Below are 12905 nucleotides of genomic sequence, written 5' to 3' on the forward strand. Positions count from 1 at the left end.
GGATATGGGGAAAGCACCCAAGACCTAAAACCCCAATTATTTATTCACTTTTAAAAATGTAATGTAATTATGAAACGAAGAAATTTAAAAACGATGGCGATGTGTATCATCGCAGCGGCGGGCTTATTTGCCTGCAAAAAGGATGACCCCGGAATCGACAAAAAGTACGAATACGACGTATACGTAGCCGGATGTAAAGGCGATGTAGCCACGCTTTGGAAAAACGGCAAAGCTACCGAGCTTAGTGACGGCACGAAGGATGCCTCAGCCTACTCCGTATTCGTTGCCGACGGTGATGTATATGCAGCCGGATATGAGCACAACGGTACAAACAAGGTAGCCAAAGTATGGAAAAACGGCAAGGAGCTTTACGCCCTTACCGCCGGTGATAATTATGCCTCAGCCTACTCCGTATTCGTATCGGAGGATAAAGTATATACCGCAGGGTACGACGGCAAAGTTGCCAAACTTTGGAAAAACAAAACTGCCACCAACCTTACCGACGGTACTAATCAAGCCTATGCCGGCTCCGTATTCGTATCGGAGGATAAAGTATATACCGTTGGCTATGATAGCAACGGTACAAACAATGTAGCCAAAGTATGGAAAAACGGCAAAGCCACCGAGCTGACCGACGGTGATAATTATGCCGGAGCCCGCTCCGTATTTGTGGCGGGCAGCGATGTATATGCAGCCGGATATGAAGGCAAAAGAGCCATACTCTGGAAAAACGGCGAAGCCACCGAGCTGACCGACGGCAAGAAGGATGCCTCAGCCTATTCCGTGTTTGTCTCCGACGGCGATGTATATGTCTCCGGATGGGAAGGCAAGAAAGCCAAACTCTGGAAGAACGGCAAAGCCACCGAGCTGACCGACGGCACGAAGCATGCCTCAGCCAACTCCGTATTTGTTATCGACGGCGATGTATATGTGGCAGGATACGAAACGGAGGAAACGGAGGACTCGCACAGAGTAGCCAAAGTGTGGAAAAACGGGACGCTGCTCTATGCACTGACCGACGGCTCTCAGTATGCCGAAGCCCACTCCGTCTATGTGGTCCGTCGCGAGGCAGGGAAGAAGTAGCAGGACGTTGGGTGTTAATTAGGTATTAGGTTTTGGGGTTTGGGTATTGGGTATTAGGCACATATCAATATAAATCCAACACCTGAAACCTAATGCCCAACGTTGGAACTGCTGGAGGAAGAACAAACTTCATTTCTGGCAGGTTTTTGGAAAGCTTGATCGAGGATGATGTAAAAAAATAAAAGCAACCTTTTTTTTGAAAGATTGCTTTTACTAAGATTTTAATAGGTATTAGTTTCTAAGGCAAAAAGATTGTTTAGGTTATCACACGCAAAATAACGGCGAATCACACTAATTTACAAATAAATTATTATATTATAAAACATGTTTTGGGGTTTGGTTATTTCTCAAACCCTTTTTCATTGCGCGTATTTCAGTGGAATCTGACAGCCATTCCCCGCACGGAATCAATGATTTGCCCGTTGCAATAAGCCAAAGCTCCGTTGACAAAGGTCTTTTGAACGGCATGATGAAATATTTGCCCTTCCATGGGCGACCATCCGCAATGATACAAGCTGTTTTCGGGAGAAACCGTCCATGTCTTGTTCGGATCGACCAATACAAGGTCGGCATAATATCCGGGACGAATGTATCCGCGGCGGTCGATACCGAAGAGGGTCGCCGGATGATGCGACATCTTTTCTACTACTTTTTCGGGCGTAAAAATGCCTTGATGTGCCAATTCAAGCATGGCGGTCAGTGAGTGCTGTACCATCGGTCCTCCCGATGCCGCCACAAGGCATGAACCTGCTTTTTCAGATAGCAGATGCGGCGCGTGATCGGTTGCCACAACATCAATCGTATCGTCGGCTACGGCCGCACGTAAAGCCGTGCGATCGGCCATGGTTTTGACGGACGGATTCCATTTGATGCGATTACCGTAAGTTGGATAGTCTTCGTCCGAGAACCATAAATGATGGATACAGGCTTCGGCCGTAATCTTCTTTTCTTCCAGCCGTTTGCTATTATCGAACAGTTGAAGTTCTTTTGCGGTCGACAAGTGCAATACATGCAGACGTGTTCCCAATTGATCGGCTAACTCCACCGCTTCCGACGAGGAGGCATAACACGATGCCTCGTCACGTATTTGGGAGTGAAAAGAGGCGTTTAGATCCTCCCCAAACCGGTTGATGTAAGACGCTTTATTTCGCCGGATGATTTCTTCTTTTTCTGCATGAACGGCAATCAGCAGGTCGGTCTCTCCGAAAAAGCGGCGCAGGGTCTCCGGTTTATCCACGAGCATATTGCCCGTTGAAGAGCCTAAAAAGAGCTTTAATCCCGGCAGACGTGTTTTGTCGAGTTGATGGATTTCCGGGAAGTTATCGTTCGTTCCTCCGAAAAAAAACGCATAGTTCGCGGCTGATGTCTCGGCTGCACGTTGCATCTTCCATTCCCATTCGGATAAGGTTACCGTCTGAGGTTGCGTATTGGGCATGTCCATGTAAGTCGTTACTCCTCCGGCTACGGCTGCGCGGCTTTCGCCGGCAATGCAGCCTTTGTGTGTGAGCCCCGGTTCACGAAAATGTACCTGATCGTCAATCACGCCGGGCAACAGCCATTGCCCCGAAGCATCCATGATCGTTGCTCCTTTCGTATCTGTCTCCGAAGGAAGTAGCTCCCCTTCGTAAATGGTGGAAATAAATGCCCCTTCAATCAGTACCGAACCGACGTATGAGCGCCCCTCGTTGATGATGGTGGCATTTCGGATCAAGGTTTTCATGAGGCTGCTGTCTTTTCTTCGTGACCGATAACCGGACGATTTTTCTTTTGCGGATATTTCCGAAAGAAACTCCACCACTTCAGTTTCAATACTCCGAATAAGGCTTCGCCGAAGATGGAGGTGTTCATTTTCGAGGTACCTAACACGCGATTTACAAAGATAATCGGCACTTCTATAATTTGGAAGCCGCACCGGTGGGCCGTATATTTCATTTCGATCTGGAAAGCATAGCCTTTAAAACGTATCTTGTCCAATTCGATGGTTTCGAGCACTTCTCGTCGATAGCATTTAAATCCGGCCGTCGTGTCTCGCACTTTCATACCGGTCACGATACGTACATAAGTAGAAGCATAATACGACATCAGCACCCGTCCGAGCGGCCAGTTTACGACATTAACCCCGTTGCAATAGCGCGAACCGACTGCTACATCGGCTCCTTGTTCCGTACAGGCTGCATACAGCCTCGGCAGATCATGAGGATTGTGGCTGAAATCGGCATCCATCTCGAAGATGAAATCGTAACGATGTTCGATCGACCATTTGAAGCCGCAGATATATGCCGTTCCGAGTCCTTGTTTGCCCGATCGTTCAACGAGATGCAGCTGCTCCGGAAACTCGTTCTGGAGTCCTTTAACTATTGCGGCCGTGCCATCCGGCGAGCCGTCGTCGATAATCAGGATATGAAATGCTTTCTCGAGGCCGAAAACGGCTCGAATGATGTTCTCGATATTTTCCTTCTCGTTGTACGTCGGAATAATGACAATGCTATCCGTTTTCATACATTATATTTATAAATGCTGCGAAATCTGATGCCTGAACTTTTTTCAGAGGAGGCGTTGTTTTTATTTGCTTCACAAAGGTAGAAAATAATTTTTGAAGGCCTACGGATTGGAAGATATTTGTTAAAATTTCACCTTCTTGCTCGGCTTGCTCTCGTTATGAAACCGGTCGAGGGCTGTCACGACGTACGTATACCTGCCCGTAGGGTTTGACATCATGCGGTAAAATGACTCGTTCGTTACAGCGAGAATGGCTGAGGCTCGTCCGGTGTCGCACTTTTCATCTTGAGCAAAACGGTACACGACGTAACGAAAGGCCTGTTCCGGATGACCGGAACGTTGCGGAACATCCCACCGCAGTACGACCCCGTCGGTAGCACGTTCGACCCGTACGTTCCGCACGGCTTCGGGAGCTTGGGCGTGCATGTGCGTATAAGGTGGGATCAAGGCCGGATAGCGGTGCCAGATGCGTTTCAGGCTGTCTACCACTCCTCCGTTGTTCCAGAGCAGTTCATTGGCCGGCCAGAGCACGTGTCCCTGCACATGGTTCGATCCGCGTTCTTCGAGCATTTTGGGTGTAAGCTGCCGAGCTTCCATCGTTCGCTTCACGCTTTGCCCGATATAAAGCGGAATAGGGGTTTTCTGGTTATTCCACCAGCGAATCAAGGTTGTATAATCGGCCGATTTATGTCCGATTTCCCAATAAAGCTGCGGCACACAGTAATCGACCCAGCCTTTTTTCATCCAAAGCAGGACATCGGCGTAAAGATCATCGTAATTTTGCAGACCGCGCGTATCGCTTCCGTGTTTGTCTGAGCTTTTGTTACGATAAATTCCGAAAGGACTGACACCGAACCGCACCCATGGCTTGGTGGCTGTGATTGTTTGCTTTAACTCTTGAATAAGTCGATTCACATTATCGCGTCGCCAGTCGTTTCGGTTGCTGAGTGTATAACCTGCCGGTTTGCCGTAGCGCTCAAAACTTTCGGCATCGGGAAATTCTTCGCCTGCCACCGGATACGGATAGAAATAATCGTCGATATGGATCGCATCCACATCGTAGCGATGTACGATATCTCTCACCACTTGGCGGATAAATCTCCGGCAATCCGGAATACCGGGGTCAAAGAGCGTCAATCGGTTGTATTTCACAAACCATTCGGGATGAGTATGGTAGATGTGCGTGTCGGCAAAATCTGCAAAGTCGGTGGTTCCGGCGCGATAAGGATTCAACCACGCGTGAAACTCCATGCCACGGCGATGACAGGCATCAATCAGGAATGTCATCGGATCAAAGTCCGGCTCGTCCGGGGCGACACCTTGAGTGCCGGTCAGAAAGCGGCTCCATGGTTCATATTCGGAGATATAAAACGCATCGGCTTCGGGACGCACCTGAAAAAGGATCGCGTTGATGCCGTAATCTTTCAATCGGTCAAGCCGTTCGTTCATCAGTTCGCGGAAGGCTTGAGACGAGAGGGTACGATAGTCGTTCTGATGCACTGTCTGAATCCATGCTCCGCGAAATTCCCGTTTGGGATACAGCAGCTTTTCCTGCTTTACCCTTCGTGACGTCGCGCACGATGAGCAGAAGAGAAGCATACCAAGTAGAAGGGGAGAGTAAAACTGTTTGTTTTTGAATAGAAGACGAATATTTTTCATTGTTTGCATATGATTTCTGATAGACAATCTTGAGGATAATAGATATAAAAAGAATGTTTTTTATTTTTGATGCATACCGATCCGACAACCGTTAAGACCTGAAATCCGACTGAATTACTTCTTCCAGTCCTTTACGCAAGTCGTATGACGCTTTGAAGCCCAGCGCTTCGCGCAACGGCTGCACGTCGCAAATCCAATTTCGCTGTTTCAGGATGTTGTACTTGTCGGTGTTAAGCGTTGACGGACGGTTTCGCAGACGACTGATTCTTTCGGAGCAGAAACATACGAGGTAGGCGAGCTTTAACGGGATACGGGCATGAAAGACACGTTTTTTCTGGAGCAGTTCCTGTATCAGCCGTGCAAACTGTGTATCGGTATGAACATCGCCGTCGGCAACAAAAAAGTGGCGATTTACGACCTCCTTATTTTCCAAAGCTAGAAAGACAGCCTTGGCTAAGTCTTTTACATAGATAAACGTAAGTCGTTGCGGGATTTTTCCGACTTTAAAATCAAACCCCGATCGGATGCTTGCGATGGCCATCCCGTAGTCTTTATCGCCCGGTCCGTACACGCCGGTAGGCCGGAGGATGATATAGGGGAAAGCCTTTTGCTTGCGCACGTAACTTTCGGCCAGCAATTTGCTTTTTCCGTAAATGGTGTCCGGTCTCTGTGGGTCATTCAGCGAGATGGGGCGGAATGTTTGCTCATCGCCTTTTCCGTAGACGCTCAGACTACTCATTAGTAGGAATTTTTTGGGATGTCCGTCGGCTGCGGCAAGCGCTTCGAGGAGACGGCGCGTGTTCTCGGCATTCACTTCGAAGAAATCGGCTGGATGCACAGCCTTCGTCAGACCCGCGTTATGCACGACAAAATCCCATGCTCCGTGTACCGAAATATGCTCTTGCAGTTGTTTTGTCAACATGTGGACATCGTTGTAACGAAGATCGATGCAATGTATTTGGTCTTTCGGCAAACGGTCCATGGAGCTGCTTTTACGCACGCCAGCCCACACTTCGTAGCCTCGTGCGAGGGCTTCCTGAACGAGAAAACTCCCGATGAATCCGCTTGCTCCTGTAATCAGTATTTTCATCGGTACAAAGATAAGCACTTTTCGCCTACAGAAACAAGATGAGCAATGAATATTTTGAGGCGCTCTGTCGTTCCCATGCCTGCTGTTGCGGTTTTGACGCGTTTGACAAATGATCCATGTTCCATCACTTTGTCGAAAAAACAATCGCCGAAAAATACGGTATATTTTCATTTTAATTCATATATTCGCAGTCGGATTAAGCAAAACAGATGCCGCGAAAACAAAAATACCAGCAGATTAAACGCCGTGATAACTACGCTGTATCGCACTAACCTCTTGCGATAAAACATGAGGAAGGCCGTTTGGTATCGTTTTCTTTTGACGATATGGTTTTCTTCTGATTTTTACTTGTTTTTTTAATCTCAAACTTTTAAATATTTTAAACGAATATGGAACTTCCTTTTTCAGAATCCTACCGTATAAAAATGGTAGAAACCATCAGAAAAAGTTCGCGTCTGGAGCGCGAACAATGGATTAAAGAGGCGAAATATAACCTCTTTATGTTAAAAAGTGACCAGGTGTTTATTGATTTGCTCACCGACTCGGGTACGGGAGCGATGAGCGACAGGCAATGGTCAGCCATCATGCTCGGCGACGAGAGCTATGCCGGTGCCCGCTCATATTATCAAATGAAACATGCAATTAAAGACATTCTCGGGTTCGACTTCTTTTTCCCTACGCACCAGGGACGTGCGGCCGAAAATGTACTGTATTCGGCGATCATCAAAGAAGGAGATGTGTTGCCCGGAAACTCACATTTCGACACTACGAAGGGACACATCGAGTATCGTAAAGCGACGGCGCTCGACTGCACCATCGACGAAGCGGTCGATACACAACTCGAGCTTCCTTTCAAGGGAAATGTGGATGTAAGAAAGCTTGAAAAAGCGCTTCAGGCAACTCCGAAAGAAAAAATCCCGTGTGTGGTGCTAACGGTGACGAACAATACGGCCGGCGGACAGCCTGTTTCGATGGAAAATATCCGTGATGTGTCGGTGCTCTGCAAAAAATACGGTGTATTGTTGCAAATCGATGCCGCGCGTTTTGCCGAAAATGCGTACTTTATCAAGACACGTGAGAAAGGTTACGAAAACAAGACAATCAAGGAGATTGTGAAAGAAATGTTTTCGTACGCAGACATCATGACGATGTCGTCGAAAAAAGATGCGATCGTCAATATGGGCGGTTTTGTGGCATTCAAGTCCGAAGAGCTGTGGAAGCGATGCCAGATGTTCTGTATCATGAACGAAGGATTTATCACCTATGGCGGCATGAGTGGCCGTGATATGAATGCATTGGCTGTTGGGCTGGACGAAGGTACCGAGTTCGATTATCTTGAAACACGCATCAAGCAAGTCGAATATCTGGGTTCCAAGTTCGACGAATACGGCATTCCGTACCAGCGACCGGCCGGTGGACACGCGATCTTCATCGATGCGAAGAAAATCCTGACGTACGTCCCGAAAGAAGAGTTTATCGCACAAACACTCGGTATTGAGCTTTATCTCGAAGCAGGTATCCGCGGCGTCGAAATCGGTGCTATTCTGGCCGACCGCGATCCGGTGACGCACGAAAATCGCTATCCGGGATTGGAATTGTTGCGTCTCGCGATTCCACGCCGTACGTATACGAATAATCACATGGATGTGATTGCCGTAGCCTTGAAGAACGTATATGACCGCCGTGAAGAAATCAGGCGCGGGTATCGCATCGTCAAAGAAAACCCGATTATGCGCCATTTCACCGTCGAACTGGAGAAAGCGGAGTCGTGAAAATAAATGTTTATATTGAATAGACGTCATTCAAGGAGGGGATACTCAAACTTTCTGTTTGGGTACCCCCTCTCTCGAAATAAAAGTTAATAAAGCAATTCGCTTTTTTGATTGAAAAAAATAAGATCAATACCCGGGGTTTTGTTTGAGAGTTCCTCTCGACAAATCGATTTCACTGAGTGGTATTGCCCACAGGTAGTCTCGTTCAGGATTGAATTTCCGCTTCTCAATAAGTATTGGTTCTTTGTCCGTACTTCTTTTTCCGTATACCGGCTTAGTTACCGCGGCTTCGGTCGTTTTCCAGCTTCGGGTATCGAACAGGTACATTCCTTCGAACGTAAATTCAAGACGACGTTCCAAACGGATCGCTTCGCGCATCTGATCTTTTGTCAATCCGTTAGGTAAAGTCGGAAGTTTTACGCGTTGGCGCACTTTGTTTACCGCATCGTACACTGCCTCATCGGGAGTGCCCAGTCGTTCGTTGCGTGCTTCGGCATATGTTAGCAGCACTTCGGCATACCGGATAAAGATGAAGTTTGTCCATCCGTATTCGTTTTGCCCGTCGTTTTTGGGGTTGATGTATTTACGCATTGTGTATCCTGTTCGCGAATGGCCATCTTTCTTCTCTGCCACATACTTTTTATCGACGATCTCCTGTCCGTCCCAGAGAATCGAAGCATTCAGACGCGGGTCACGGTTTTCGAAGGGTTTCTCCGGATTATATAGCGGTGATTCCTTAATTGATTTTCCGTCGGTACACGGATATGCGTCTACCAGATCTTGGGTAGGCGATAAGGCTTCCCATCCTCCCATCACGGTGGGAGCAAAGAACTGGTCAATCAAACTGCCGAGATTACGGTCAGGAGCCTTTTCCATATACTGCCGGTCGAAGATGACTTCGGCATTGTTTTCATATTCTGGCAGAAACAAGTTTTTATAACTTTCGTATAAGCTATATACATTTAAATCAATCACTTCTTTGCTTGCTTTCTCGGCTGCGGCATAGTCGTGGAAATAATAAGCAGTGCGTGCTTTCAGTGCCAATGCAGCACCTTTAGTAGGACGTCCATAGGCCGATTTATCACGTCTGATCGGGAGTACGGCTGCTGCTTCGTCGAGCAACCGGGAGATATAAGCATATACTTCCTTTTCTGCTTTACGTTCGGGAACGGCTTCGTTCAGTTGTAGCGGATGATCCGGTATCGGTACGCCACCCATGTATTTTACGAGTGTAGCGTAGAAAAACGCTTCAAGAAACTTTATTTCTCCTGTCAATGAATGCTTAACATCGGCCGACATCGTAACTTTGTCGATGTTCTCTTTATAGATGAGACAACGTCGGATGCCCGAATATGCATCATTCCATAATTGCAGGAAATGCGCATTGCTTGCAGTAGCCGTACCGGCCGAGAGTGCACCTTGTTCAGCAAAAACGTGTACAGGAACGGCATTATCCGTATAACAATCTGTCATGATTGTATGGTTCTCCGTTTGTACGAGATAACGAAATGTACCAATCAGAAATTTGGTCGCGTCTTCTTCCGTTTTCCAGAAAGAAGCGTCCGACTGGGCATCACGCGGCGCCCGTTCCAGAAAACTGTCGTTGCATGCAGACCAGCCAAGTGTCAGGCACAATGCAAGAGATATACTCTTGTAGTTTAGATGTATTTTTTTCATTAGTTAATTCCTCCTTTTTGATTAAAATGAAACATTCAGTCCGAACGAATAGCTGCGTGTCATTGGGTAATACGTACCGCTTTCACCCGCATCGCCGGCCGGTGATTCGGGATCGGCGCCTTCGAATCGGGTTAACGTAAACACATTGTCAATGCTGCAATATAGCCTGACTTTGGAAATACCCTGTTTTATCAGCCAATGATTCGGTAATGTGTATCCCAGTTGGATATTACGCATTTTCAGATACGATGCATCTTGTACCCAGAATGAAGAAAGTTCGTTTTTCGGCTGGTTTTTTTCGGAATTTTTAATACTTAGACGTGGGAAAGAACCGTTCGGGTTCTGCGGTGTCCAGCGATCAAGATGTTTGTCTGTTACCTTTCCACTGTTATAGAGAGCATAGCGTACTTCTTTTTTTACCAGTCCGTCTACAGCAGCGGCACCTTGTAAGAGGGTGGAGAAGTCGATCCGTTTATATTCGAAGCCTAACCGCAGGCCGTAATTGATTTTTGGAAAGTAGCTGCCGATAAGTTTCCGGTCGTTCGCATTAATCACGTTATCGGGTTTTCCATCTTTCCCGCTGATGTCACGGTATTTCAGATCGCCCGGAACGGGAGTTCCCATCGTTTGGCGCGCATGATTTTTGATTTCTTCTTCGGTGCGGAATATGCCGTCGGCTACATAGCCATAGTATGCCCATACAGGATCACCTACTGATCGGCCACCTTTGATATCTCCGCCTTGCAGGTCGGTGATTTCATTATGTACGTAGCTAAAGTTGAAGTTCGCATAATAGTTGAAATCTTTATTTGCTTGCCCATTATATCCCAGTTGTGTTTCAAATCCGATGTTACGTACTTTTCCGGCGTTCTGCATCGGTGGGTTCACTCCGGCAATTCTCGGGATAGGCAGGTTTAGCAGGATGTCTCGTGTATCTTTGACGAAGAAATCGCCTGAGAACGTCAGCCGGCCGTTCAGGAATCCGGCATCAATTCCCACATTCATTTGGCTTGTCTTCTCCCATGTGATATTTTTGTTGGCCATGGTACGGGAAATGGAGATACCCGGTGCCAGCATATTACCGAAGCTGTAGGTAGGCGAGAGGCTGGAACGGCTTTCGGCATATACGTATTTCTCGTAAAAGGCATAGCTTCCGATTTCCTGATTGCCGAGTAATCCCCACGAAGCGCGTAATTTCAGGTTATCGACCCAGTCGGCACGGAAAAATGCTTCTTCCGAAAGGCGCCATCCGAGCGATACGGACGGGAAGGCACCGAAGCGTTTGTCTTTCGGGAAACGCGACGTGCCGTCGTAGCGTAGATTGGCCTCGATCAGGTAGCGGTTGTCGTAATTGTAATTGATACGTCCGAACACAGACCGCAGTGCATATTCCGTTTCATAGCCGGCTGTTTGTTGCGTGGTGGCATCGCCGGCGTTGATTTGATCGAGTTGGTTGGACGAAGGCAGATTCTTTCGTGATGCCCTCAACACGCGCCAGTTATTGTATAGCTGCGAATAACCCAGTAATCCGCTCAGGGTGTGCTTGCCGAAGGTCTTGTTATAATCGAGATAGGTTTGCAGGTTGACTTCAAGATTTTTACGGTCTTCGTTTGTGAGCGAGCTCTGCTTCGATTGAATCGGCTTGTCTGAGTCGGCCGTATAATATTGCATGGCATGTTCGAAGTCATGCGTATCAATCAGGTAAGAGGTTACGGCTGCATTTCCTCTGAGCGTAAGGCCGTCGATGAGTTGGTAGTTGAGGGAAACGTTTCCATGCATATTCGTACGGTAAACGGTCGACGTTCCTCCTTTGCGTGCATAAGCTACTGAGTTATGTTCGTTCTTGAACAGGCCGTAGTTTCCGTTTTTAAACTGGATAGGGGTCACCGGTGTTTCGCGGAAAGCATAGTGCATAATCGTTTGCATGCCGGCTGCCGGTTCAATGGATCGGCTGCGATAAGCCGAGAGATTCAGGCCGAGCGATAGTCGTTGTGTCAGGTCGGCATTGAGGTTGGCACGTACATCATACTTGTTGTACGAGGTATTGGGTATTAGTCCCTTTTTGTCGTGGTAACCAAATGATGTAGAATAGCGGACGCTTTCGCTTCCTCCCGAAATCGAGACGTAATGGTTATGAAACATTCCGTTTTCGCTCAGTAGCGTGCCCAGCCAATCGCTGTCGGCATAGTGGTCGGGGTCGGATCCGTCTTTGAATTTCTGGAGTTGTTCGTCGGTATAAGGGGCAGCAGCTCCGTCGTTCGTATTGGCTTCGTTAAAAAGCACGGCAAAGTCATAAGCATTCAGGAATTTGGGTAATCGCAATGCCTCTTGCCAGCCAACGTAGTTGTCGTATGATATTTTAGCTTTGCCTTGCGCTCCTCGTCGTGTGGTAATCAGGATCACGCCGTTGGCGGCACGTACTCCGTAGATCGATGAGGCGGCGGCATCTTTAAGTACGGAGATGCTCTCAATGTCGTTCGGGTTGACACTGTTCATCGATGATTCCACGCCGTCGACAATGACCATGGCCGAGGCTGCCGCGTCGTCGTAACTGTCGCGGATGGTACCGATACCGCGTACGCGCAGCAGGCCTGCGTCGGCACCGGGTTGTCCGGTATTTTGTACGATCGTTACCCCGGTCATCTGACCTGCCAGCATGTTAGTCACGTTCGGAGTGGTACGATTTTGCAGCACGTCGGAGTTGACCGAAGACACGGCACCGGTCAGGTTGACTTTCTTTTGGGCGCCGTATCCTACGACAACGACTTCTTCCAGCAGTTTCGTATCGTTTTGCATGACGACATCGATCACTTGACGACCGTTCACCGCTACGCTTTGCGGTTGCATTCCCACATAGCTGAATTGCAGGATGGCATTTGTGGGTACATCATTGAGTACATAATTTCCGTCCAGGTCTGTGACTGTCCCGTTCGACGTCTGGTTTTGTACAATGACTGTGGCCCCGATCACCGGTTCACGATTGGCATCGGTTACGGTGCCTCGCACTGTCGCCGTCTGCGCATAGATACTCGAGGAAAGTGCCCACAGAGCGCAAAGCAGCCATCCTCGCCATAAATACATCACGTTTTTTTTCTTCATTATGATTTTAATGTTAAATAATACGT

The 12905-nt window shown here is 47.9% G+C and carries 8 protein-coding genes; 2 read left to right on the forward strand and 6 right to left on the reverse strand.

The genetic code is table 11. The features are described from left to right. Positions 1 to 69: 69 nt before the first annotated feature. Positions 70 to 1083, forward strand: coding sequence for a WD40 repeat domain-containing protein (locus Q4A89_RS07945; protein ID WP_303184756.1), 1014 nt, complete (start codon positions 70 to 72; stop codon positions 1081 to 1083). 373 nt (positions 1084 to 1456) lie between these two features. On the opposite strand, the gene Q4A89_RS07950 is transcribed toward Q4A89_RS07945, so the two are convergent. From Q4A89_RS07950 to Q4A89_RS07965, 4 genes are all read right to left on the reverse strand, one after another. Beyond that, positions 1457 to 2803, reverse strand: coding sequence for a dihydroorotase (locus Q4A89_RS07950; RefSeq protein WP_303184757.1), 1347 nt, complete (start codon positions 2801 to 2803; stop codon positions 1457 to 1459). Further along, on the reverse strand, positions 2800 to 3582 hold the full coding sequence (locus Q4A89_RS07955) for a polyprenol monophosphomannose synthase (RefSeq protein ID WP_303184758.1): 783 nt from the start codon (positions 3580 to 3582) through the stop codon (positions 2800 to 2802). The genes Q4A89_RS07950 and Q4A89_RS07955 overlap by 4 nt, the downstream gene beginning before the upstream one ends. Before the next feature lie 123 nt (positions 3583 to 3705). Beyond that, the gene (locus Q4A89_RS07960) at positions 3706 to 5181 is read right to left on the reverse strand and encodes a glycoside hydrolase family 10 protein (RefSeq protein WP_303184781.1); all 1476 of its coding nucleotides are present in this window, start codon (positions 5179 to 5181) and stop codon (positions 3706 to 3708) included. A 151-nt stretch (positions 5182 to 5332) separates the two neighbouring features. Beyond that, on the reverse strand, positions 5333 to 6331 hold the full coding sequence (locus Q4A89_RS07965) for an NAD(P)-dependent oxidoreductase (protein ID WP_303184759.1): 999 nt from the start codon (positions 6329 to 6331) through the stop codon (positions 5333 to 5335). 389 nt (positions 6332 to 6720) lie between these two features. On the opposite strand from Q4A89_RS07965, the gene Q4A89_RS07970 reads away from it, so the two are divergent. Continuing rightward, on the forward strand, positions 6721 to 8103 hold the full coding sequence (locus tag Q4A89_RS07970) for a tryptophanase (RefSeq protein ID WP_303184760.1): 1383 nt from the start codon (positions 6721 to 6723) through the stop codon (positions 8101 to 8103). Positions 8104 to 8229: 126 nt separating this feature from the next. On the opposite strand, the gene Q4A89_RS07975 is transcribed toward Q4A89_RS07970, so the two are convergent. Both Q4A89_RS07975 and Q4A89_RS07980 read right to left on the reverse strand, forming a co-directional pair. Next, the gene (locus Q4A89_RS07975; RefSeq protein WP_303184761.1) at positions 8230 to 9780 is read right to left on the reverse strand and encodes a RagB/SusD family nutrient uptake outer membrane protein; all 1551 of its coding nucleotides are present in this window, start codon (positions 9778 to 9780) and stop codon (positions 8230 to 8232) included. Between the two features lie 21 nt (positions 9781 to 9801). Next, complete coding sequence (locus Q4A89_RS07980) at positions 9802 to 12879, reverse strand: TonB-dependent receptor (protein WP_303184762.1); 3078 nt, start codon at positions 12877 to 12879, stop codon at positions 9802 to 9804. Between the last annotated feature and the right edge of the window lie 26 nt (positions 12880 to 12905).

Origin of the sequence: Tannerella sp., from assembly GCF_030528505.1 — a bacterium.
Lineage (GTDB): Bacteria > Bacteroidota > Bacteroidia > Bacteroidales > Tannerellaceae > Tannerella.

Bases quoted from the DNA above. Each gene is read 5' to 3' on its own strand.
- Q4A89_RS07945 (WP_303184756.1), top strand. From the start codon at position 70: ATGAAACGAAGAAATTTAAAAACGATGGCGATGTGTATCATCGCAGCG.
- Q4A89_RS07950 (WP_303184757.1), bottom strand. From the start codon at position 2,803: ATGAAAACCTTGATCCGAAATGCCACCATCATCAACGAGGGGCGCTCA.
- Q4A89_RS07955 (WP_303184758.1), bottom strand. From the start codon at position 3,582: ATGAAAACGGATAGCATTGTCATTATTCCGACGTACAACGAGAAGGAA.
- Q4A89_RS07960 (WP_303184781.1), bottom strand. From the start codon at position 5,181: ATGCTTCTCTTCTGCTCATCGTGCGCGACGTCACGAAGGGTAAAGCAG.
- Q4A89_RS07965 (WP_303184759.1), bottom strand. From the start codon at position 6,331: ATGAAAATACTGATTACAGGAGCAAGCGGATTCATCGGGAGTTTTCTC.
- Q4A89_RS07970 (WP_303184760.1), top strand. From the start codon at position 6,721: ATGGAACTTCCTTTTTCAGAATCCTACCGTATAAAAATGGTAGAAACC.
- Q4A89_RS07975 (WP_303184761.1), bottom strand. From the start codon at position 9,780: ATGAAAAAAATACATCTAAACTACAAGAGTATATCTCTTGCATTGTGC.
- Q4A89_RS07980 (WP_303184762.1), bottom strand. From the start codon at position 12,879: ATGAAGAAAAAAAACGTGATGTATTTATGGCGAGGATGGCTGCTTTGC.